Genomic DNA, 22,814 nt, shown 5'->3' on the forward strand with positions numbered 1-22,814 from the left:
TTCACGTTGTTTGTTTCGTTCAGTTTTCAAAGAACTACTTGGTCGCTCATTTGCGACTTCCTTATGTTAACATCTTCGTTTTTCGATGTCAACTAAGTTTTTCAATTTCTTTTTTGTCGTTTTCTGCGTTTCCGCATCAGCGACGGTTATTAATATATCATGGTAAAAAATGAAATGCAACACCTTTTATAAACTTTTTTAAAAACCACCCACATTTCTTTTTTAATATCATATACTTAAACGAAATATCTCTTTCATGTATAAATAATTCCTACATATATTCTATATAAAGTCACTCTATCAAAAAGCGTTTCTTTCTATAATAAACGTTTTATTCATATACCATATCATACGAGGAGGAATATATATGGACTATACCGATTTATTAATCAAACTAGGTCTCTCAGCTATTTTAGGGTTCGCTATCGGTTTAGAGCGCGAATTAAAACGGAAACCACTTGGTTTAAAAACTTGTTTAGTTATTTCTATTATTAGTTGCCTCCTAACGATTGTTTCTATTAAAGCAGCTTACAATTTACCACATACAGATCATATGAATATGGATCCGCTTCGACTTGCCGCTCAAATTGTATCTGGAATCGGTTTTTTAGGTGCCGGTGTTATTTTACGAAGAGGAAACGATAGTATTGCAGGGCTAACGACTGCCGCTATGATTTGGGGTGCTTCTGGTATTGGTATTGCTGTTGGGGCTGGATTCTATATCGAAGCGATTTTCGGAATGTGTTTTCTTATGATTAGCGTCGAACTTATACCATTAACAATGAAGTTTGTAGGACCGAGATCCTTTCGTCAACGTGATATCGCAGTAAAGCTTGTTGTGCGAAATATGGACAATATCCCAATTGTAATTGAAGAAATAAAAGAAATGGATATAAAAGTTAAGAATATGAAACTCAAAACATTGGAGAATGGCTCGCACTATTTGCATTTAAAATTATCTATCGATCAAAAAAGACATACTGCTGATGTTTACTACGCCCTCCAGCATCTTGAAAGTGTCCAACAAACCGAAGTAGAAAGTATGTAATATGAAACAAACTCTCTTTATTTAGAGAGTTTTTCTTTTTTCTATAATGGTAACAATGAATATAGTCCTGCAAAGTAAGGAGGAATAGAACATTGAAATCCCGTCCAAATTTAGTAGATACATTTCGTGATTCCATTATTTTTCGTTTAATATGCTTTATTATTGTACTGACTACTTTTTCCGGATTCCTTATACATAGATTAGAGCCATCGCACTTCACCACATGGTTTGATGGAGTTTGGTGGTCAATCGTTACTATTTTCACTGTTGGCTATGGTGACTTTGCCCCGCATACACTAATAGGCAAACTTATCGGTATGGGTATTATTTTATTAGGAACCGGATTTTGTTCTTATTATATGGTTCTGTTCGCTACTGAAATGATTAGTAAACAGTATATGAAGATTAAAGGAGAAGAAGCTGCGACTTCTAACGGGCATATGATTATTGTAGGCTGGAACGAACGGGCAAAACATGTTGTAAAACAAATGCACATCTTACAACCGAACCTTGATATCGTTTTAATTGATGAAACACTTTCTTTACTCCCAAAACCATTTCATCATTTAGAATTTATAAAGGGTTGCCCCCATCACGATCAAACCTTATTAAAAGCTAATATTACAACGGCTCACACTATATTAATAACAGCTGATAAAGAAAAGAATGAAAGCTTAGCAGATACACAGTCCATTTTAAATATTTTAACTGCAAAAGGACTCAATCCAAACATTCACTGCATCGCTGAACTTCTTACTTCTGAACAAATACAAAACGCAACGAGAGCTGGTGTATCAGAAATTATAGAAGGAAATAAATTAACGAGCTATGTATTTACCGCTTCTCTTTTATTCCCTTCCATTTCAGGTGTACTATTTTCACTTTACGATGAAATTTCTGATAACAAATTACAACTAATGGAGCTTTCTCCGACCTGCACCGGACAAACTTTTGCAAATTGTAGCTATACTCTTTTAAAGCAAAACATTCTCTTATTAGGTATAAAGCGCGACGAACAATATATGATTAATCCAGTCCATTCCTTTGTCCTCATTGAAAGCGACATACTCATTGTTATTCGCCATTAAGAAAATGTTTTTCTAGTTCCTGCATAAGCACTTTCCCAATATTGATATATTTTCTTTTCACATCTCCATCTGGATCTTTCGGCTCAGCAAATTGATCCATTCCACTTGTTCCAGCTGTTAAAGTATTTACATGATCATCTAGTTCATCTTGATATACGTGTGAAAGAATATACGGCGTTTCAAGACGGACGATTACGCCCGGCACATCTAGTTCGCCATTCACCGCTGTAAATGGCACTCGTAAAAATTGATAGCCATCTTCTTCATCGATTTTATAATCAAAGCACCCTTTATCATAATCCCAATTGCCACCAATGCTATATCCAAGTGGCTTCATTATCTCTTCTAACTTATATAACGCATATGTACGTCCTTCTAAATTTGATTGAATTGGAATCAAGCCCATCCCTCCTAGACTTTTTCTTTAGCATACCCACTCTAGTTTGAATATACCGATGAACTTTTCGATGAAATAATAAAAAGCGACCGGAATCCGGTCGCTTTTTATTATTTTAAACGCTCTTCTAATTCTGCTTTTAACTCTTCAAATCCTGGTTTACCAAGTAAAGCAAACATGTTTTTCTTGTATGCTTCTACTCCTGGTTGATCAAATGGATTTACGCCTAATAAATAGCCGCTCATCGCACATGCTTTTTCGAAGAAGTATACAAGGTAACCAAATGTATACTCATTTAATTCAGGAATATTTACGATTAAGTTTGGTACGCCACCATCGCTATGTGCAAGTAATGTACCTTCGTATGCTTTTGTGTTTACGAAGTCTACAGTTTCACCAGCAAGATAGTTTAATCCATCTAAATCGTTTTCTTCTGATTCGATTGTTAGTTCATGTGTAGATTTACCTACTTTCAGAACTGTTTCGAATAAGTCACGACGACCTTCTTGAACGTATTGACCTAATGAGTGTAAGTCAGTTGAGAAGTTTGCTGAAGATGGGAAAATACCTTTTTGATCTTTTCCTTCACTTTCACCAAATAACTGTTTCCACCACTCAGAGAAATATTGAAGTGCTGGCTCATAGTTAACAAGCATTTCAATTGTTTTTCCTTTATTGTATAAAGCATTACGAACTACTGCATATTGGTAAGCTGGGTTTTCTTCTAGTTCTGATGCACCGAAGTCACCATGACCAGCAGCTGCACCTTTCATCATCTCTTCAATATTTAAGCCACTTACTGCGATTGGCAATAAACCAACTGGTGTTAATACAGAGAAACGTCCTCCAACATCATCCGGAATAACGAATGTTTCGTAACCTTCGTTATCAGCTAATGTTTTTAATGCACCACGCGCTTTATCTGTCGTTGCATAAATACGTTTGCGAGCTTCTTCTTTTCCATACTTTTCTTCTAATAACTTACGGAAAATACGGAATGCTAGTGCCGGCTCTGTTGTTGTACCTGATTTGGAAATAACGTTAATAGAGAAGTCTTTACCTTCTAATACATCCATTAAATCTTTCATGTAAGTGGAGCTAATGTTTTGTCCAACAAATAGCACTTGTGGAGTTTTACGTTGTTCTTTAGAAAGTGTGTTGTAGAAAGAATGGTTTAACATTTCGATTGCTGCACGTGCTCCTAAGTAAGAACCACCGATACCTACAACAAGTAAAATGTCAGAGTCATTTTTAATTTTTTCTGCGCATTTTTGAATGCGAGCAAATTCTTCTTTGTCATATTGAAGCGGAAGCTCTACCCACCCAAGGAAATCGTTCCCAGCTCCAGTTTTTTCGTGGATTGCATGATGTGTTACTTTCACTGCATCACGTAAATAAGATATTTCATGTTCACCGATGAAGGATAACGCTTTAGAATAGTCGAACGTTACATGTGTACTCATCTTTTTCCCTCCAATTATGGATATGTATTTCTGTATTCACTTTAGCGAAACTGAAGTTGTAAATCAAGCGATTCAACTAGTGTAAACGTAACCAATATATATTTTTTAGAAAAAGTTCATTTTTTGCATAAAAATTCGCATTTTTCGGTATAGATGTATATACATCCTTTTTATTATATTTTTTATGTATAAAAACAACATAACTACCCCATTCTATAAAGGAGTTAATTAACTCATCGCTTGCTCATGCTTCACAATTAAGGGGGGCTTTTTCATGAGTACTCTGCAACGTATCGCATTAGTCTTTACTGTAATTGGCGCTGTGAACTGGGGACTGATCGGGTTCTTCCAGTTTGACTTAGTGGCAGCCATTTTCGGTGGACAAAACTCAGCTCTCGCACGTATTATTTACGGAATCGTCGGTATTTCTGGGCTGATCAATCTTGGTTTACTCTTTAAACCATCAGAAAATCTTGGTACTCACCCAGAAACGAACGAAATCCACTAGTCAGTATGTCTTTATTTCACCTCCGACATACGAATATGATTGCATGCAATCATATTTGCAAATATATATCATAAGACAAAGTAAAAGAGGAGCGCTCATATGCGCTCCTCTTTTACTTTGTTAACTCGGACTCTTCAATCCATTCTGTTAGCTTTTCTCGCAGCGTATTAAATCCGTTCTCAGATGGATTCGGTATAAGAATCCGTCCTTGTTTTCTTTTCGCCGCTTTTAACGATAAACTCATTTTTCTGTGTTCTTCATCAATTGAAAGTACTTTTACTTCTACTGTATCGCCGACTTTTAAAAAGTCATGAATATCCTTTACATATCCATTTGTAATTTCAGATATATGCACAAGCCCTTGTGTTTCTGCATCTAACGCTACAAATGCACCGTAATCTTGAATCCCAGTCACTTTCCCTGTTACAACCACTCCTGTTGTATATTGTTCTGACATATGAAACACTCCCATACGTTTACCATTTTCTCTACAATTGTAGATAGCAAAGCAGATGATTTATTGTTAAATATCCGATTAGTTAGTACGTACCCTAAGTAAAGCGACTCAAGATACGCATACCTTATATTAGTAAATTATACCACTATGACAGAACTCATTCAAAATTAACGAAAAATTTCCTGTAGTACGTATAATTCTCCAATATTGGGATAGAATACTAACACATGGCTTTCTAGTATTCCCCCCCTTTTATGGACAAAACGTATTACGTTTTGTCCTTTTTTTATTTTCTATAAACCGTTCCATTCTCTTCATTGCTTCCATTAGTTGTCCAAGCGATGTTGCATACGAGCAACGAATAAATCCTTCACCACTTTCGCCAAATACACTTCCAGGTACAACAGCCACCTTTTCTTCTAATAATAACTGTTCTGCGAATTCTGCCGAAGATAGTCCAGTTGAAGAAATAGCAGGGAAGACATAAAATGCTCCGCCCGGCACATGACACGTTAAACCCATTTCATTAAAAGATGTCGTCATAAAATTACGGCGTTTCTTATAACTATCTCTCATCCGAATTACTTCATCATTCCCCGCGCGTAACGCTTCAAGTGCTGCGAATTGAGACATCGTCGGTGCACACATCATGGAATATTGATGGATTTTGAGCATCAATTCTGAAAATTGAACAGGAGCTGCAATCATACCAAGGCGCCATCCTGTCATCGCAAAACCTTTTGAAAATCCTGAAATTAAAATCGTATGCTCGCGCATATTTTTAATACTCGCGAAACTTGTATATACTTCGTCGTATACAAGCTCTGCATAAATTTCATCAGATAATACGATTAAATTGTACTTCTCAACAATCACTGCTATTTCTTCAAGCTCGGATTTGTTTAACATTGCACCTGTTGGATTATTTGGTGAACAAAGCAAAATTGCCTTTGTTTTCGCTGTAATAGCTGCTTCAATTTGTTCTGGTTGTACTTTAAACTCGTTTTCTAAAGTCGTTGCCACAGGAACCGGAACTCCTCCAGCTAATGTCACAAGCGGTGCATAAGAAACGAAACTGGGTTCAATAATGAGTACTTCATCATCAGGATTTATAATGGCACGCATCGCTACATCTAACGCCTGACTCGCTCCAACTGTAACAATGATTTCATCGTTTGGATCATAAGATACTGCAAATTGTTTTTTTAGATACTTTGCTATTTCTTGACGGAGTTCCAATAATCCTGCATTTGCTGTATATGACGTATATCCTTGTTCTAAAGAACGGATACATGCTTGCCTCACATTCCAAGGTGTAACAAAGTCAGGCTCTCCTACTCCAAGAGAAATAACACCTTTCATATTTGCTGCTAAATCGAAAAACTTTCGAATACCAGATGGTTGTAAAGATTCTGCCGTTCTAGATAGTTCAAATTGCTTCATGGTGTCACCACAATGCGCTTATCATCATCGTTTTTTTCGTAAATAACTCCCTCATGTTTATACTTCTTCAAAATGAAATGCGTTGTTGTAGAAACGACAGATTCAATTGTTGCTAATTTCTCAGAAACAAACATCGCTACTTCTCCCATTGTCTTTCCTTCTAATGTAATAGAAAGATCGTATGTCCCTGACATTAAATACACGGATTTCACTTCTGAATAACGATAAATTTGTTCAGCAACCGCATCGAACCCAACGCCGCGCTTTGGCGTAACTTTCACATCGATCATCGCCGTTAAACCTGTATGTTCTTTCACCTTTGTCCAATCGATATGTGTTACATAATCCACAATAATCTTTTCCGCTTCTAATTTTTCAACCATCTTCTTTACTTCTTCTACTTCTATATTTAACAGCTTCGCTAATGTATCTACAGTTAATCGACTACTTTTCTCAAGACAAGCTAATAATTCTAATTCCTTTTCTGTCACCATATAAATCATCCTTCCTTTTCGTTTGTGTCTAAATTATACAAATACCCTTTCCAGTTTGAAAAGAAGATTTTTTTAGTGAATTATGTCAAAATGAAGTGAAACTTTAATCAGCGGAAAAATGCGGGATAAAGTGAAAGGGGATGGAACCATGAAACCAAAAGTTTATATTGCTGAACCAGTTCCAACATTCGTAGAAAACTATTTATCAGAACACTGTGATTATGAAAAATGGGAGCAAAATGAGAAGGTACCTCGTGATATCCTATTGGAGAAAATACAAGATAAAGACGGCTTATTAAATTTCGGATCTGCTATTAATGAAGAATTATTAGAGGTGGCCCCTAACTTAAAAGTAGTAAGCAACATTTCTGTCGGTTACGATAATTTTGATTTACAAGCGATGGAAAAGCGAAATGTCATCGGAACGAATACACCATACGTACTAGATGATACAGTAGCCGACCTTGTTTTCGCTCTTATGTTATCTGCCGGTCGCCGTGTTTGTGAACTCGACTCCTACGTGAAAAATGGTGAATGGAAAGCCGAAATTGGAAAAGAACACTTCGGGCTGGATGTACACCATAGTACAATTGGTATTATCGGTATGGGCAGAATTGGAGAAGCTGTCGCAAAACGAGCGAAATTCGGATTTGATATGAATGTTCTTTATTATAACCGTCGCCGTAAAGAAGAAGCAGAGCAAAAATTCGATGCTACATATTGTGATTTACAGACACTACTAAAACAGTCTGACTTTATTGTCCTTCTCACTCCATTAACAGATGAAACGTACCACCTTATCGGAGAAAAGGAATTTTCATTAATGAAAGAAACTGCAATCTTCATTAATGCTTCTCGCGGAAAAACAGTAAATGAAGAAGCGTTAATCCATGCATTAACAGAAAAGATGATCTTTGCAGCAGGCATCGATACATTTACACAAGAACCGATTCAAAAAGATAATCCGCTCTTATCACTACAAAATGTTGTGACTTTACCACACATCGGATCCGCAACATTAAAAACTAGGCAGCAAATGGCTATGACCGCCGCTGAAAATTTAGTTGCAGGGTTACAAGGAGAAACACCGCCTAATATTGTTCGCAGATAATAATGAATAAACGAAAGGCAAGATGACATCGTCATCTTGCCTTTTTTTGTTAACATATTTTCTTCTTCCTTGGAAATGATATGAACAAAAATCAATGGAGTGACAAAAAATGAATCACGAATATACTTGTCCTTATTTCACTTTTTCCACTCGCGGCACTACTATTCATTACGAATTGTATGAACATGACAACAAAACAGAACGTCCTACTTTTGTGCTCATTCACGGCTTTTTATCTTCCTCATTCAGTTACCGCCGTCTCATTCCTTTACTATCGAAAGCAGGAACAGTAATTGCTCTTGATTTACCGCCGTTCGGAAAAAGTGATAAGTCTCATCTCTTTAAGTATTCTTATCACAATTTAGCAACGGTTATTATCGATTTAATTGAACATTTATCTCTCTCAAACATTGTGTTAGTTGGGCATTCTATGGGTGGACAAATTTCTCTCTATGTAAACCGTATACGCCCTGAATTAATCTCCAAGACAATTTTATTATGCAGCTCTAGCTATTTAGCACGCGCAACCTTACCTTTACTGTACTCTTCTTATTTACCGTTCTTTCATTTATACGTAAAGAACTGGATTATACGGCGCGGGATTGTTCATAACTTAATGAATGTCGTTCATGATCACTCATTAATTGATGATGAAATGAAGGAAGGTTACTCTGCTCCTTTTTATGACAACCGTATATTCCCTGCTTTAACTCGTATGATAAGAGACCGTGAAGGTGACTTATCTTCAACTGAATTACAAAAAATCGAAACACCTACACTACTCATTTGGGGTGAAAAAGACCGTGTCGTCCCTGTACATGTAGGTCATCGGCTACACAAAGATTTACCGAATTCAAAATTCATTTCTTACGAAAACACAGGGCATTTACTACCTGAAGAAAAACCTGAACACGTTTATGAAGAAATTATCGCTTTTTCTGCGCAGTAATTACAAAGGGCTGTCGGAAATTCCGACAGCCTATAATGAACAACTTCCGCCTTCTTTTATTACAAGTAATTCCACAGCTAACTTCTCACATTTTCCAAGCGCAGGTACTTCCTCAAAAGACATAAAGTATATATGTTGAATCTTCTTTGCGATGTATTTTGGATCGTCAAACACACTTACGACGTTCACAACATCGCTCGCTTCTGTTTCATAAAACTCCGGTCCCATTTGAAACGGATCCCAATTCTTCACAACCTCTATCATCTTTTCATATGTACCCATTCGCTTCCCGCCTTTTCACTTTTTAATACTTTTCTTTATCCTATCACATCAGCTATTCTATAAGAAGAGAGAGAACTTTCATAACTTATCGTTTTTACAGAAGAAGGGGGCAAACTTATGCAACTATTTCATAAAGCAGTCAATCGACGTGGAACTCATAGTACAAAATGGGATACGTATAAAAACGAAGAACTTCTCCATGCTTGGATTGCTGATATGGATTTTGAAGTACCACAACCAATTCAAACTGCTTTAAAGAAACGTATCGAGCATCCTATTTTCGGCTATACACTTCCTCCCGAAAATATTGGAGATATTATTTGTAACTGGACAAAAAAACAGTACAACTGGGATATTCAAAAAGAATGGATTGTCTTTAGCGCGGGAATCGTTCCAGCTCTTAGTACGAGCATACAGGCCTTCACAAAGGAAAATGAATCTGTTCTCGTACAACCACCTATTTATCCACCATTTTTCGAAATGGTTACAACAAACAATAGACAATTATGCGTGAGTCCATTACAGAAACAAAATGATACATATGCGATAAACTTCGAGCATTTAGAAAAGCAATTTCAACAAGGCGTCAAACTCATGCTTCTTTGTAGTCCTCACAATCCAATCGGGCGTGTTTGGTCAAAAGAGGAACTCGCACAGCTTGGCACGTTATGTACAAAGTATAATGTAATCGTTGTCGCGGATGAAATTCATGCCGATATTATTTATGGAGATCGTACTCATACACCATTTGCTTCTTTATCTGAAGAATTAGCAACACGCACCATTACTTGTATGGCTCCGAGTAAAACATTTAATATCGCCGGATTACAGGCATCGATTATTATCATTCCAAACGAAAAACTCCGTCAAGCCTTTACAGCTATCCAATATAGACAAGGTTTCCACGGATTAAATACATTTGCCTATACAGCGATGCAAAGTGCCTATACAGAATGCAACGATTGGCTAAATGAAATTCGATTATATATAGAAGATAACGCTAGGTTCGCTTGTAAATATATTAAAGATCACATACCTGCTCTTTCTGTAACGAAACCAGAAGGTAGTTTTTTATTGTGGATTGATTGCTCTCGCCTACAGCTTTCTCAAAACGAACGCACCACACTGCTTGAGGAAAAAGGGAAAATCATCGTTGAACCTGGTGAGAAATACGGATTAGGCGGAGAAGAACATATTCGAATTAACATCGGCTGTCCAAGATCTGTTTTAGAGGAAATTTTAAATAGACTGCGCCATACTTTTTCATAATAAACTCCTTTGTCAGTTTTTGTAGGTAAATCGATATATTTTCACTTCCGTTTCACAAAAAAAGCTACCATGCACGGTAGCTTTTACTTTTTCTTTATATCCGATGCTTTTTTTACAATGACACCACAAGCAATTCGATCACCGGATTTACCTGCTGGTTGTGTCATACCATCATCAGCGTTTTCTGTAATAATAATAGATGCTCCATCTTTTCTATGAATCGTCGTTTTTCCTTCTTCAAGCGTTATGTGCGGCGCATCGATTTCTGCTTTAATCTTTCCAGAACCGTCTGCAATTACGTTCGGTAAATCTCCATTTTCTGCACCTTTCGGATTAAGAAGTCCATGCTTTTTATTATCAGGATTAAAATGATTCCCAGATGATTCAAATCGTGGTGCTTTACACTCACCAATTTCGTGTACATGTATGCCGTGCGGGCCAGGTGCGAAACCTTCCCCTTTAACCGTAATTTTCACTCCGCTTGTTTGCTGTACTACTTTTGCAGTCCCCACTTCATCACCTGAAGCATTATGTAATTTCACGTCAATTTCTTTCGGCTTTCCTTGGTCACAACCTGCCATCAGAAATAATAAACAACAACTGAAAAAAAGCCGTTTTTTCATTTTATTCCCTCCAAAATATATTCTGCCCTTAGATTGTCCGAGCATAGAGGGAAACATACAAAAATGAGTTACTGTTTCTTTTCCGCTAAAAGTTTTTCTTCAACTTTCTGTAATCGATCTGCTTCTCGTTTTGATACACGAATGAACATACGCCATGTGGCAACAGCACCAATGATAAATAGAACGCAAACAATCCCTGGAATAATATATTCTGTTTTATCTTCCGGAAAATATAAAGGCATCATATTGAACACTCCTTATGATTGGATTATAAAGCATCAGAATTTTCTGTTATATACCTTTAGATTATAGTTGAACCGATTCATATTCTCAAGGGGGCGTTCCGAAAGCGAATGATTTCTTTGACTCCTTCTCCTACTTTCCTTACTATAAACTTGAGGTGAAAAATATGAGAGAAACATTTGAAATTGGCGAAATCGTTACTGGTATTTATAAAACTGGAAAATACATCGGCGAAGTTACAAATAGCCGCCCTGGCAGTTACGTCGTAAAAGTATTAGCTGTTTTAAAACATCCTGTGCAAGGTGACTTACATAACGTAAAACAAGCTGACGTACCATTTTTCCATGAAAGACGCGCTTTAGCTTTCCGTGAACAAACGAATATTCCGGAGCAAATGGTGAAGAAATATGAAGGAGAAATTCCAGAGTATACAGAGTCACTCAAATTAGCATTAGAAACTCAAATGAATTCATTTTCTGAAGATGATTCACCTTTTGCGGTTCGTAGTCTAGAAACATTAGAGCAGTTAAAAAAAGACTACAAACTTTAAAAAAACAAAACGACCAAATTACATACTGTGCAATTTGGTCGTTACTGTGTACTCACTTTCTTTAACACTTTTGAAAAATCAACGAGTTCTCCTAATGTTGGAGGTGCTGGTTTCACTAAATACTCTTTATCTTTTTCTACTAATTTAAAAATATTATACGTCGTCATCGCATCATCTAGCGCACAATGATGCTTACCCGTCCCTGCTTTTCCATACGCCTCAATTGCTTTCCACAATCCTGTTTGATTTCTCTCCCCAAAAAACTTCTTATACTCAAGTGATAGGTCACGACACTGTCCTAAGAATGGAAAGTCTACTCCCGCCATTTCACAATTGTGCTTCAACACTTTCATATCCATATTTCCCCACGTAACAATGGTTGGTTTACATCTCCTTTCATATTCTGCAAGTTTTTCAACGAGTTCTGGAAACGAAATTCCTTTATCTACGACTTCTTGTTTAATTCCTAAAAATTTCTTACATCGATCCGTTAAAGAAGGAAAAGTTTTCGGCCTAACATGAGCAGAATACGTGTCTTCTACCTTACAGCCAACAACCGAAACGAGTCCTACCTCAATAATTTCCGGGAAAAATCCTTTTGGTTTTTTTCTGTGCTGGGGCATCGTAAACTCAAAATCCAAAAATAAAAATTGTTGTTCATCCATACGATCCCTTCCTTATCATCTTTGTCATTCCTTTCTATTTGACACTCCTACACGAACAAGCTCGAATGCTAATTCCATTTTAAATATTCAGATTGGATGTATCTTATATATATGTCAAATGCCCACAAATATTTTTAAAAATGAGAAAAAATGACCAATGCAGAAAATATGACAAAATACCCTCTCTCATTTACATCCTCCATTTTTCTACTTTATAATGACGTTATGTGTGTTTCATCTAGTTAATTTTTGACACACTAAGAAAAGTGAATGAAAGGAGATGAGAGTTTTGCACGAAACAACGCAAGAGCTCGCAAACTGGCAGTATTATTTTGCTATCGCAGTCTTTTTAATTACATATGCCATTATTATTTCAGAAAAAATTAATCGCGCTGTCATCGCACTTCTTGGTGCAGCACTCATGGTAATTATGGGGGTCGTTGATTTACACAACGCCTTTACGAAACATATTGAATGGGGGACGATTACGCTACTCATCGGTATGATGATTTTGGTGAACATTACGAGTAAATCGGGTGTCTTCCAATACGTTGCCATTAAAGCAGCAAAAGGAGCTCAAGGAAATCCAATTAAAATTTTAATTTCACTTTCCTTACTTACTGCGCTTGGTTCCGCATTTTTAGATAACGTTACAACTGTACTTCTTGTTGTTCCGGTTACTTTATCTATTACGCGCATACTGCAAGTAAATCCTGTTCCTTATTTACTTTCTGAAATTATTTTTTCAAACATCGGAGGAACAGCAACATTAATTGGTGATCCACCTAACATTATGATCGGTTCTGCAAATAAGCATTTAGATTTCAATGCTTTCTTGCTAAACTTAGCGCCAATCGTAATTATTATTATTGCAGTTACAGCAGTAATACTTTACTTCATGTACCGTAAACAATTAATTGCTGATCCTGTACAAGTTAAAAAATTAATGAGCCTTGATGAAAAACAATACATTAAAGATCCAGTATTAATGAAAAAATCTTTAACAGTACTTGGACTTACAATTGTAGGTTTCATGACTCATTCGATCTTCCATGTTGATGCAGCTATCATTGCCTTAACTGGCGCTACTGTTCTTATGCTAATTGGTGTGAAAGAACATGAAATTGAAGAGGTATTCGCAAGTGTAGAATGGGTAACAATCTTCTTCTTCGCAGGACTATTCGTACTCGTTGGAGGACTTATCGATATCGGGCTTATCAAAACGTTAGCTCAAAAAGTAATTGGAATAACGGGCGGAGATATTTCTCAAGCATCTATCCTTATTCTATGGGTATCTGGTATCGCCTCTGCAACAATCGATAACATTCCATTCGTTGCAACAATGATCCCACTTATTAACGATATGGCAGTTGGGCTAGGTTTATCACCTTCTGACGCACAAATCGACGTATTATGGTGGGCATTAGCATTAGGTGCTTGTCTAGGCGGAAACGGAACATTAATCGGCGCTTCTGCTAACGTAATTGTTGCAGGTATCGCAAGCCGCGAAGGACATAAGTTTAGCTACATGGACTTCCTAAAAGTCGGTTTCCCAATTATGATCGTTTCATTAATCATTTCTCATATTTATATTTATGTACGCTACCTTATGTAGTAGAAAAAGCGCCCAAATAAACAGGGCGCTTTTTTCATTACACATATTTAAAATATATCAACTCATCAACAAAAAATAACAAACCTACTCATTATACCTCATCGGCTCGTTCCGAATAATGAACAAGTGAATCGGCAAGAACACCGAAAATGTGATTACATGAATAATCGTAAATAATATAGAGTTCGTTCCATATCTGTCTAAGATAGCGTAGATGAGATAAATAGATAATACAAGTGATACAGCTGTTGCTATTAAATATAGAATGGGTACGAAGTTAAAAATGAAACATGCGACATATATACCGAATACTTTCCATCCTGCTTCTTCTTTCAAGAAATCCGGTAATTTGTCTTTCGCTAAGTCACCCCATACCTTACTATTTACAAAAGGAATAAAAGCAAGAGCACCATCCGTTGCACCATCATTTTTCGCCATCGTATACAGTGCAAAAGCCGTTAAAAAATACGCAATAATTGCCCAAATTATGATAACAAGAATAAACGCAAAACTAAGAGCAAAGAAACCTGCTAGTAAGCCCTGATCTTCCATCTTATCCTCTCCTCTCTACTCTCAACATATTTCGTTACATTGCAAGTTATGTTTTAAAATTCAACCAAACTCTCTGTATAATAATAGGAGTAAGATAATTAGAGAGGAGAACGGACCTATGCATCCATTTGTAAAAGCATTACAAGAGCATTTCATAGCTCATAAAAACCTTGAAAAAGCAGAACCGATGGCACGTTATATGAAAAATCACTTCCCGTTTCTCGGTATTCAAACTCCCGAGAGAAGACAGTTATTAAAAGACGTTATTCACATACATACTCTCCCAGATCAAAAAGACTTCCAAGTTATCGTACGTGAGCTTTGGGATTTACCAGAACGTGAATTTCAGGCAGCCGCACTCGATATTATGCAAAAATATAAAAAGCATATAAACGAAACGCATATCCCCTTCTTAGAAGAACTGATTGTCACGAAGTCTTGGTGGGATTCTGTTGATAGCATCGTCCCCACATTTTTAGGTGGTATTTTTTTAAAACATCCGGAATTAATTTCTGCCTATATTCCAAAATGGATTGCATCAGACAACATATGGTTACAACGCGCCGCTATTTTGTTCCAGCTAAAATATAAACAAAAGATGGATGAAGAGCTTCTTTTCTGGATTATCGGACAACTACATTCGTCAAAAGAATTTTTCATTCAAAAAGCGATTGGCTGGGTCCTTCGCGAATACGCAAAAACGAATCCCGCTGTCGTTTGGGAATACGTGCAAAATAACGAGCTTGCCCCGCTCAGCAAACGTGAAGCAATTAAGCACATTAAACAAAATTACGGAATAAATAACGAAAAAATAGGCGAGACTCTATCATAGATAGACGCGTTCCTCTATTGAGATTTAAAAAAGAACGTGTTAGAATATGTTCATTATTATTAATATAAGTAGCGATGACGGACTTATAAGTACTTGCACAAAAAGCGATTCAGGGATAGTGAAAGCCTGAAGCCGCAAGGAAACGGCAGTCCCGAGCAATACGTGATAAAGTGGATGCACCTGTTGTGTATCAACTAGGGTGGAACCGCGGGCAAACGCTCGTCCCTAGGCAATTAAGCCTTGGGATGAGCGTTTTTTTATGTTTTTCAAAGCATATACTGCTCGTTTCACAAGTATCAGAGCACTTCATCGCCAATACGTTAACTTTCAAAAGGAGGATTTTCTTATGTATTCAATGGAACAAGTAGTAAACTTAGCGAAACATCGCGGTTTTGTTTTCCCTGGTTCTGAAATTTACGGTGGTCTTGCAAACACTTGGGATTACGGTCCACTTGGAATCGAATTAAAAAATAATGTTAAAAAAGCTTGGTGGAAAAAATTCATTCAAGAATCTCCACATAACGTTGGTTTAGACGCAGCTATTTTAATGAACCCAAAAACTTGGATCGCTTCTGGTCACGTTGGTAACTTCAACGATCCAATGATTGACTGTAAAAAATGTAAAGCGCGTCACCGTGCTGACAAATTAATTGAAGATGCATTAGATACAAAAGGCATCGAAATGGTTGTTGATGGTCTTACTTTCGACCAAATGGCTGACTTAATGAAAGAACATGAAGTAAAATGTCCTGATTGTGGTAGTGAAGATTTCACTGAAATCCGTCAGTTCAACTTAATGTTCAAAACATTCCAAGGTGTTACCGAGTCTAGCACGAACGAAATCTTCCTTCGTCCTGAAACAGCACAAGGTATTTTCGTAAACTTCAAAAACGTACAACGCTCTATGCGTAAAAAACTTCCATTTGGTATTGGCCAAATCGGTAAGAGCTTCCGTAACGAAATTACGCCTGGTAACTTCACATTCCGTACACGCGAATTCGAACAAATGGAACTTGAATTCTTCTGTAAGCCTGGTGAAGATTTAGAGTGGTTCGCATTCTGGCGTGAAACTTGTAAGAACTGGTTACTTTCACTTGGTATGACTGAAGAAAGCATGCGTCTTCGTGACCACGGTGAAGAGGAATTATCTCACTACAGTAACGCAACAACTGATATTGAATTCAGATTCCCATTCGGTTGGGGCGAACTTTGGGGCGTAGCATCTCGTACAGACTTCGATTTAAAACGTCACATGGAACACTCTAACGAAGACTTTAACTATATCGATCCACAAACGAATGAGCGTTACGTACCGTACTGCATCGAGCCATCTTTAGGTGCTGACCGCGTAACATTAGCATTCTTATGTGATGCATATGAAGAAGAGCAATTAGAAAATGATTCTCGTACAGTTCTTCGTTTCCACCCTGCTTTAGCGCCATACAAAGCAGCTATCTTACCATTATCTAAGAAGCTATCTGAAGGTGCTACTGAAGTATTCGCAGAACTAGCTAAAGACTTCATGGTAGACTTTGACGAAACTGGTTCTATCGGTAAACGTTACCGTCGTCAAGACGAAATCGGTACACCATTCTGTATCACTTACGACTTCGACTCAGTTGAAGACAAAGCTGTTACAGTACGTGATCGTGACACAATGGAACAAGTTCGTATGCCAATTAGCGAACTAAAAGGTTTCTTAGAGAAGAAAATCCAGTTCTAATTATAAGAAAAAGAGGCGCTCTATTGAGCCGCCTCTTTTTACTTTTCACGTTTTTCTTTAATTGCTACTGTACATCTTGATATACATAGTAAATCGTCATTCTCATCAATAATACGCACATCCCAAACCATCGTTGAATGTCCTCTATGTATCGGTGTTCCAATCGCTGTTACAATTCCATCTTTCTTTGAGCGAATGTGATTTGCATTAATTTCTAGACCGAAACAGATACATTTCTCTTGATCAATTAAATTGTATGAACCGACACTTGCTACTGTTTCTGCTAACGCAACAGAAGCACCACCGTGTAAAAATCCAAATGGCTGATGCGTACGCTCATCTACAGGCATCGTAGCAACCACCTTATCTTCTGTCATCTCTAACAACTCAATTCCAAGTGAATCCATTAAAGTTTTTGCCATATCATTTCCCCCTTCTCTTACTTTAATTTAATGTATAATTTTACCTATTTGTTTTCAAACTACTTATAACACTTATATAAGGAGGTTTCACCTAAATGAAACAGAAATTTTGTATATTACTGCTTATGTTCTCCTTGCTGACTATTGTACCAAATTGTACACTAGCCGCCAAAGCATCCAACCTGACAATTGATGTTCAGACTGTAACGCAAAAAGGTAAGAAACCTTATATAGAATATCAAATTAACAGACCTTCTTTTCACAATTTTTCCGATTCTAAATTTCAAAATAAGCTCAATTTCTATTACAAAAAATCTACTGACAAATTTAAAACCAAATTAGAGAAAGAAGCAAAAAAATATTATAAAGAAACAGAAGGGTCTAGCACACCATTTCATCCGTACGTGGCGAATGTTGATTATAAAGTCTCCTTAAACAAACCACCTTTTCTTAGTCTATATGTGAATTACTATCAATATACAGGCGGAGCACACGGTCTGTATACGTGGAAGGCAAACACATTTGATTTAAATGAAAAAAAGTTACTACACTTAGATGATGTATTTCAACAAGAAGATAAATATAAAGAAGTAATCCGTGCTGAGATTGTAAGACAAATTAAACAAAATGAAAGCATTTATTTTCCCGATGCAACTGAAAAGGTCATGAGCACAAAAAAGTTCCACTTCTTTTTAGAACCGGACAACCTCGTCATTTATTTCCCTTTATATGAGATTGCTCCTTATTCAAGCGGTATTCCGCAATTTCGTATTCCATATACGTTGCTAAGAGATTATTTGAAGCCTTCTTATCAAAATATTTTAATTGACAACAAGTAAATATTTTCGCTACGATAATGTTAACCTAAAAACAACAGGAGGTTAACATTATGAGGAGATTTCATGTTTTAGATTTAGCATTAGCTGCCATGTTCGTCGCTCTTATGGCCATTGGTGCAAATATTGTATCTTGGGCACCATTCCTACAAGTAGCAGGCATCCCATTATCTATGCAACCATTTTTCGCAATTTTAGCAGGGCTTCTTCTTGGAAGTAGACTTGGTGCATTATCAATGACTGTTTACATGCTTGTTGGAGTAGCAGGTGCACCAATCTTCGCTAACTTCAAAGCAGGATTTGGGGCACTTCTAGATCCTACTGGTGGTTTTATTATCGCATTTATTATCGTTGCTTACGTATCAGGAAAACTAGTAGAACAAAAGGAAAAACCAACATTTCGTACATTTGCAATTGCCTCTTTCACAGGAATCATTTTAACTTATATTATCGGTACTACTTATATGTACGGGGCAGTCAATCTCTTCATGGGCGGTAATATGAGCTATAAAACAGCTTGGATGATTATGATGTGGTTCGCAGTAAAAGATATTGTATTTACCATTATCGGTGCTATTATCGCACCTCGTATATACTATGCTGTACGTCGTTCCGCTTATCAGCATTCTCATTCGACGATTTCATAATAAAAAAGAGTTATTTCAGCATACTGAAATAACTCTTTTTTTATCTTAAGAATTTTGCTTCGTGTATTCTTCTAAAATTTTCTGCATCATTGGAACCATGTCATCACGTAATTCTGGGTGTTGCAGGGCCATTTCGATTGTCGTTTGAACGAATCCTAACTTTTCACCTACGTCGTAGCGCTTTCCTTCGAAATCGTAAGCGAATACACGTTGAATTTCGTTTAAGTTTTGGATTGCATCTGTTAACTGAATTTCACCACCAGCACCAACATGTTGCTGTTCTAAGAACATGAAGATTTCAGGTGTTAAAACGTAACGTCCCATAATTGCTAAGTTTGAAGGTGCTGTACCTGCTGCTGGTTTCTCAACGAAATTGCGAACTTGGTAACGGCGTCCTTCTTGCTCTAATGGGTCGATAATTCCATAACGGTGTGTTTCATCTTCTGGAACCGTTTGTACACCAATAACAGAAGAAAGCGTTTTATCATATTCTTCAATTAATTGACGTAAACATGGTTTTTCAGCTTGAACGATATCATCACCTAATAAAACAGCAAACGGCTCGTCACCGATGAATTTACGTGCACACCAAACTGCATGCCCTAATCCTTTTGGTTCTTTTTGACGGATATAGTGAATATCTACCATTTTTGAAGAAGCCTGTACTTTTTCAAGTAACTCATACTTTTTCTTTTCTAATAAGTTTTGCTCTAACTCAAATGCATTATCAAAATGATCTTCAATAGAGCGCTTCGTTTTACCAGTAACGATAATAATATCTTCGATTCCTGATTTTATCGCTTCTTCTACAATGTATTGGATAGTTGGTTTATCTACTATCGGTAACATTTCTTTTGGCATTGCTTTTGTAGCTGGTAAAAAACGTGTTCCTAATCCAGCTGCTGGGATTATCGCTTTTCTTACTCTTTTCATCACAAAATACCCTCTCTTCTGTCAGAATCAATAACGATTATTTCCTTACATAGAACAAAAGGGAGGTTTCACTCCCTTTTATTCCCTACTACTTAAAATTACTTTATATTATAAACGATTCATAATATCTTCTTTAATAGTAAGTAACTTTTGTTCACTATTTTGTAAAGAATTATCTTGAACACCAAAGTAGAACTTAATCTTCGGTTCAGTTCCAGATGGGCGTAGGCAGAACCAAGAACCATCTTCTAATTGATATTTTAACACATTTGATTTCGGTAAGTGAATCTCTTCTTTATGTCCATCTTGTAAAGATGTAACGATGCTCGCTTTATAGTCTTCAACTGCTACAACTGTTAAGCCCGCTACTTCTTTCGGAGGATTCTCACGGAATGTTGCCATCATCTCTTGGATTTGTTCCGCTCCATCTTTTCCTTTTAGCGTTAACGATACAAGGTCTTCACGGAAGAAACCGTACTTCGCAAATACTTCTAATAGACCATCGTATAACGTTTTACCTTGTGATTTGTAGTATGCAGCTACTTCACATGCAAATAGAACAGATTGTACTGCATCTTTATCACGACAGAATGGACGGATTAAATAACCATAGCTTTCCTCATAACCGAATTGGAATGCGTATTGTCCGCTTTCTTCATACTGTTTAATTTTCTCACCGATAAATTTAAATCCAGTTAACGTATCAACTGTATCTAAACCGTATGCTTTCGCGATTGTACGGCCAATTTCAGACGTTACGATTGTTTTTAATACAACACCGTTTTCTGGAAGCGTTCCGTTTTCTTTCTTTTGAGATAATAAGTAATCAAGCATTAATGCACCTGTTTGGTTACCAGTTAATACTTGGAACTCACCATCGTGATTACGAACTGCAACGCCTAGGCGGTCTGCGTCAGGATCCGTTGCGATTAACACATCTGCGCCTACCTTCTCACCGTCACGAATTGCATACTCAAACGCTGCATGCTCTTCTGGGTTCGGTGATTTCACTGTAGAGAAGTTCGGATCTGGTAACTCTTGCTCTTTTACAACTGTTACATCTGTAAATCCAACTTCTTCTAAACCACGGCGTACAGAAATATTTGATGTTCCATGTAATGGTGTAAAGACGATTTTTAAGTCTTTACCAACATTTTGTACCATTTCTTTATTAATGATGACATTGTTCAATTCTGCTGCATATGCATCATCTACTTCTTGTCCAATAATATGTAATAAACCGTCAGCTTTTAATTGCTCCACATTAGCAACCTCAACTGTTAACTCATCCTCTACTGCATTTACATAGCTAATTAACTCATCAGCTTCTTTTGGAGGCAACTGCCCACCATCTTCACCGTATACTTTGTAACCGTTATATTCAGGTGGATTATGGCTTGCCGTAAGAACGATTCCACTTACTGTATGTAAATGACGAACTGCGAAAGAAAGCACTGGCGTTGGACGTAAGCTTTCAAACACATATGTAGTAATACCGTGCGCACCCAGTGTAGCAGCTACTTCCATTGCAAATTCAGGTGATTTATGACGAGAATCATACGCTACAACAACACCGCGTTTTTTCGCTTCTTCACCTGACTTTTCAATAAACTTCGCTAATCCTTGTGTCGCTTTACGAACTGTATATACGTTTAAACGGTTCGTACCAGCACCCAGTTCACCACGCATACCACCTGTGCCGAACTCTAGATTTTTATAAAAACTGTCCTCGATTTTCTTCTCATCTTGCTTCATGTTTTCTAGCTGCTCTTTTAATTCTGTATCTAATTCTGCATATGAAAGCCAGCGACTAAATTCTTGTTTCCAATTCATATTTCTATCTCCTCTCACTTGTCATACCTTTATTATATGAAAAAAACAACCTGTATCTCAATATTTTTTACAATCTAACAGGATTTTACTAGGAATATTTGTATACACTATGGTTAAATACTCCACTAAAGGGAATGAGGATTATGCAAGAATGGGGCTTGTCAGAAGAGCTCAAAATACAAACAAAGCAAATGATTGAAATTGCCGAAAAAGAATTATCAATTATGAGACAAGCAATTGATCAAGAAGATGAATGTATTTTGTGCAAAATGGAAGATATTCATCATATGTTAGCAAACGTACAAACATTGGCAGCTACATACTATATTCAAGCGTATTTATCACCTTATACAGAAAGCTCACATTTTATCACAACAGCTGTTCAACATTTAAGTGCCCGAAAACATGGTGCTCTTATCGTTGTAGAACGAAACGAGACACTTCATCCTTTCGTTCAAACCGGAACAACGTTAAACGCTCATTTAACCGCACCACTGCTCGAATCCATTTTTTATCCAGGTAATCCTCTTCATGACGGAGCCGTTCTCGTTAAAAATAATCATATTGTTTCAGCTGCTAATATTCTTCCATTAACGAAAAGCACAGAAGTTGATTCTGAGCTAGGAACACGTCACAGAGCTGCTATTGGCTTATCAGAAAAAAGTGATGCGCTTATTTTAGTTGTCTCTGAAGAGACAGGTCGCACTTCATTTGCCTTAAATGGGACGTTATATACGATTTCTTTATAGGATCCATCTTTCACTATGGAACAGTACAATAGGAAATAAAATTATATCGACTTACCGACAAAAGCTGCCCATAATCATACTA

Annotated in this window: 26 protein-coding genes; 13 read left to right on the plus strand and 13 right to left on the minus strand. The window is 36.9% G+C overall.

The window, feature by feature from the left end; all coding sequences use genetic code 11:
- Nucleotides 1-367 precede the first annotated feature (367 nt).
- Complete coding sequence (locus tag KVT31_RS12600) at nucleotides 368-1,048, plus strand: MgtC/SapB family protein (RefSeq protein ID WP_088098208.1); 681 nt, start codon at nucleotides 368-370, stop codon at nucleotides 1,046-1,048.
- A gap of 92 nt (nucleotides 1,049-1,140) precedes the next feature.
- On the plus strand, nucleotides 1,141-2,136 hold the full coding sequence (locus tag KVT31_RS12605; RefSeq protein ID WP_088098209.1) for a potassium channel family protein: 996 nt from the start codon (nucleotides 1,141-1,143) through the stop codon (nucleotides 2,134-2,136).
- Here KVT31_RS12605 and KVT31_RS12610 read toward each other — a convergent pair.
- Both KVT31_RS12610 and KVT31_RS12615 read right to left on the minus strand, forming a co-directional pair.
- On the minus strand, nucleotides 2,123-2,536 hold the full coding sequence (locus KVT31_RS12610; RefSeq protein WP_140392583.1) for a YugN-like family protein: 414 nt from the start codon (nucleotides 2,534-2,536) through the stop codon (nucleotides 2,123-2,125). The genes KVT31_RS12605 and KVT31_RS12610 overlap by 14 nt on opposite strands.
- Nucleotides 2,537-2,643: 107 nt before the next feature.
- Nucleotides 2,644-3,996, minus strand: a complete 1,353-nt coding sequence (locus tag KVT31_RS12615; protein ID WP_088098211.1) for a glucose-6-phosphate isomerase — start codon at nucleotides 3,994-3,996, stop codon at nucleotides 2,644-2,646.
- Between the two features lie 274 nt (nucleotides 3,997-4,270).
- Between KVT31_RS12615 and KVT31_RS12620 the strand changes: the two genes are divergently transcribed.
- On the plus strand, nucleotides 4,271-4,504 hold the full coding sequence (locus tag KVT31_RS12620; RefSeq protein ID WP_000105787.1) for a DUF378 domain-containing protein: 234 nt from the start codon (nucleotides 4,271-4,273) through the stop codon (nucleotides 4,502-4,504).
- A gap of 112 nt (nucleotides 4,505-4,616) precedes the next feature.
- Here the strand turns inward: KVT31_RS12620 and yugI are convergent, their stop codons facing one another.
- The 3 genes from yugI to KVT31_RS12635 form a co-directional block, all read right to left on the minus strand.
- Complete coding sequence (gene yugI, locus KVT31_RS12625) at nucleotides 4,617-4,961, minus strand: S1 domain-containing post-transcriptional regulator GSP13 (protein ID WP_000003765.1); 345 nt, start codon at nucleotides 4,959-4,961, stop codon at nucleotides 4,617-4,619.
- 252 nt (nucleotides 4,962-5,213) lie between these two features.
- Complete coding sequence (locus tag KVT31_RS12630; protein ID WP_088098212.1) at nucleotides 5,214-6,404, minus strand: aminotransferase; 1,191 nt, start codon at nucleotides 6,402-6,404, stop codon at nucleotides 5,214-5,216.
- The gene (locus tag KVT31_RS12635) at nucleotides 6,401-6,898 is read right to left on the minus strand and encodes an Lrp/AsnC family transcriptional regulator (protein ID WP_140392584.1); all 498 of its coding nucleotides are present in this window, start codon (nucleotides 6,896-6,898) and stop codon (nucleotides 6,401-6,403) included. The genes KVT31_RS12630 and KVT31_RS12635 overlap by 4 nt, the downstream gene beginning before the upstream one ends.
- 118 nt (nucleotides 6,899-7,016) lie before the next feature.
- Here KVT31_RS12635 and KVT31_RS12640 point away from each other — a divergent pair, with 118 nt between their 5' ends.
- Nucleotides 7,017-8,009, plus strand: coding sequence for a 2-hydroxyacid dehydrogenase (locus tag KVT31_RS12640; RefSeq protein ID WP_088098214.1), 993 nt, complete (start codon nucleotides 7,017-7,019; stop codon nucleotides 8,007-8,009).
- A gap of 109 nt (nucleotides 8,010-8,118) precedes the next feature.
- Nucleotides 8,119-8,958 carry an alpha/beta fold hydrolase gene (locus KVT31_RS12645; protein WP_071770887.1) on the plus strand — a complete coding sequence of 280 codons (840 nt, stop codon included), beginning with the start codon at nucleotides 8,119-8,121 and terminating at the stop codon, nucleotides 8,956-8,958.
- 30 nt (nucleotides 8,959-8,988) lie between these two features.
- Here the strand turns inward: KVT31_RS12645 and KVT31_RS12650 are convergent, their stop codons facing one another.
- Entirely contained in the window at nucleotides 8,989-9,240 is a 252-nt protein-coding gene (locus tag KVT31_RS12650; RefSeq protein ID WP_000537643.1) for a YugE family protein, read from the minus strand.
- A 117-nt stretch (nucleotides 9,241-9,357) separates the two neighbouring features.
- Here KVT31_RS12650 and KVT31_RS12655 point away from each other — a divergent pair, with 117 nt between their 5' ends.
- A complete protein-coding gene (locus tag KVT31_RS12655; RefSeq protein WP_088098215.1) occupies nucleotides 9,358-10,509 on the plus strand; it encodes a MalY/PatB family protein in 1,152 nt (383 codons plus the stop codon).
- Between the two features lie 83 nt (nucleotides 10,510-10,592).
- On the opposite strand, the gene sodC is transcribed toward KVT31_RS12655, so the two are convergent.
- Nucleotides 10,593-11,132, minus strand: coding sequence for a superoxide dismutase [Cu-Zn] (gene sodC / locus KVT31_RS12660; RefSeq protein ID WP_088098216.1), 540 nt, complete (start codon nucleotides 11,130-11,132; stop codon nucleotides 10,593-10,595).
- Between the two features lie 68 nt (nucleotides 11,133-11,200).
- The gene (locus tag KVT31_RS12665) at nucleotides 11,201-11,377 is read right to left on the minus strand and encodes a hypothetical protein (RefSeq protein WP_000982762.1); all 177 of its coding nucleotides are present in this window, start codon (nucleotides 11,375-11,377) and stop codon (nucleotides 11,201-11,203) included.
- 164 nt (nucleotides 11,378-11,541) lie between these two features.
- Between KVT31_RS12665 and kapB the strand changes: the two genes are divergently transcribed.
- Nucleotides 11,542-11,925, plus strand: a complete 384-nt coding sequence (gene kapB, locus KVT31_RS12670) for a kinase-associated lipoprotein KapB (RefSeq protein WP_001209345.1) — start codon at nucleotides 11,542-11,544, stop codon at nucleotides 11,923-11,925.
- A 41-nt stretch (nucleotides 11,926-11,966) separates the two neighbouring features.
- On the opposite strand, the gene kapD is transcribed toward kapB, so the two are convergent.
- On the minus strand, nucleotides 11,967-12,590 hold the full coding sequence (gene kapD / locus KVT31_RS12675) for a 3'-5' exonuclease KapD (RefSeq protein WP_088098217.1): 624 nt from the start codon (nucleotides 12,588-12,590) through the stop codon (nucleotides 11,967-11,969).
- Nucleotides 12,591-12,879: 289 nt separating this feature from the next.
- On the opposite strand from kapD, the gene KVT31_RS12680 reads away from it, so the two are divergent.
- Nucleotides 12,880-14,205 (plus strand): ArsB/NhaD family transporter, encoded by a 1,326-nt coding sequence (locus KVT31_RS12680; RefSeq protein WP_140392585.1) that lies wholly within the window; start codon nucleotides 12,880-12,882, stop codon nucleotides 14,203-14,205.
- An 84-nt stretch (nucleotides 14,206-14,289) separates the two neighbouring features.
- Here KVT31_RS12680 and KVT31_RS12685 read toward each other — a convergent pair whose 3' ends face one another.
- Nucleotides 14,290-14,757, minus strand: coding sequence for a hypothetical protein (locus KVT31_RS12685; protein WP_088098219.1), 468 nt, complete (start codon nucleotides 14,755-14,757; stop codon nucleotides 14,290-14,292).
- Nucleotides 14,758-14,875: 118 nt separating this feature from the next.
- On the opposite strand from KVT31_RS12685, the gene KVT31_RS12690 reads away from it, so the two are divergent.
- Both KVT31_RS12690 and KVT31_RS12695 read left to right on the plus strand, forming a co-directional pair.
- Nucleotides 14,876-15,589, plus strand: coding sequence for a DNA alkylation repair protein (locus KVT31_RS12690; RefSeq protein WP_088098220.1), 714 nt, complete (start codon nucleotides 14,876-14,878; stop codon nucleotides 15,587-15,589).
- 346 nt (nucleotides 15,590-15,935) lie between these two features.
- On the plus strand, nucleotides 15,936-17,312 hold the full coding sequence (locus tag KVT31_RS12695; RefSeq protein ID WP_088098221.1) for a glycine--tRNA ligase: 1,377 nt from the start codon (nucleotides 15,936-15,938) through the stop codon (nucleotides 17,310-17,312).
- 38 nt (nucleotides 17,313-17,350) lie between these two features.
- Here KVT31_RS12695 and KVT31_RS12700 read toward each other — a convergent pair whose 3' ends face one another.
- Entirely contained in the window at nucleotides 17,351-17,734 is a 384-nt protein-coding gene (locus KVT31_RS12700) for a hotdog fold thioesterase (protein ID WP_001140610.1), read from the minus strand.
- A 95-nt stretch (nucleotides 17,735-17,829) separates the two neighbouring features.
- On the opposite strand from KVT31_RS12700, the gene KVT31_RS12705 reads away from it, so the two are divergent.
- Both KVT31_RS12705 and KVT31_RS12710 read left to right on the plus strand, forming a co-directional pair.
- Nucleotides 17,830-18,573 (plus strand): DUF3298 and DUF4163 domain-containing protein, encoded by a 744-nt coding sequence (locus KVT31_RS12705; protein ID WP_088098222.1) that lies wholly within the window; start codon nucleotides 17,830-17,832, stop codon nucleotides 18,571-18,573.
- 50 nt (nucleotides 18,574-18,623) lie between these two features.
- A complete protein-coding gene (locus KVT31_RS12710) occupies nucleotides 18,624-19,217 on the plus strand; it encodes a biotin transporter BioY (RefSeq protein WP_088098223.1) in 594 nt (197 codons plus the stop codon).
- Nucleotides 19,218-19,262: 45 nt separating this feature from the next.
- On the opposite strand, the gene galU is transcribed toward KVT31_RS12710, so the two are convergent.
- A complete protein-coding gene (gene galU / locus KVT31_RS12715) occupies nucleotides 19,263-20,150 on the minus strand; it encodes a UTP--glucose-1-phosphate uridylyltransferase GalU (protein WP_088098224.1) in 888 nt (295 codons plus the stop codon).
- 108 nt (nucleotides 20,151-20,258) lie between these two features.
- On the minus strand, nucleotides 20,259-21,983 hold the full coding sequence (locus KVT31_RS12720) for a phospho-sugar mutase (RefSeq protein WP_088098225.1): 1,725 nt from the start codon (nucleotides 21,981-21,983) through the stop codon (nucleotides 20,259-20,261).
- Between the two features lie 143 nt (nucleotides 21,984-22,126).
- On the opposite strand from KVT31_RS12720, the gene cdaS reads away from it, so the two are divergent.
- Nucleotides 22,127-22,732, plus strand: coding sequence for a sporulation-specific diadenylate cyclase CdaS (cdaS, locus tag KVT31_RS12725; protein ID WP_088098226.1), 606 nt, complete (start codon nucleotides 22,127-22,129; stop codon nucleotides 22,730-22,732).
- The last annotated feature ends 82 nt before the right edge of the window (nucleotides 22,733-22,814 follow it).

The sequence above is a fragment of the Bacillus sp. GbtcB14 genome (genome assembly GCF_019091205.1).
Classification (GTDB): Bacteria; Bacillota; Bacilli; order Bacillales; family Bacillaceae_G; genus Bacillus_A; species Bacillus_A cereus_AG.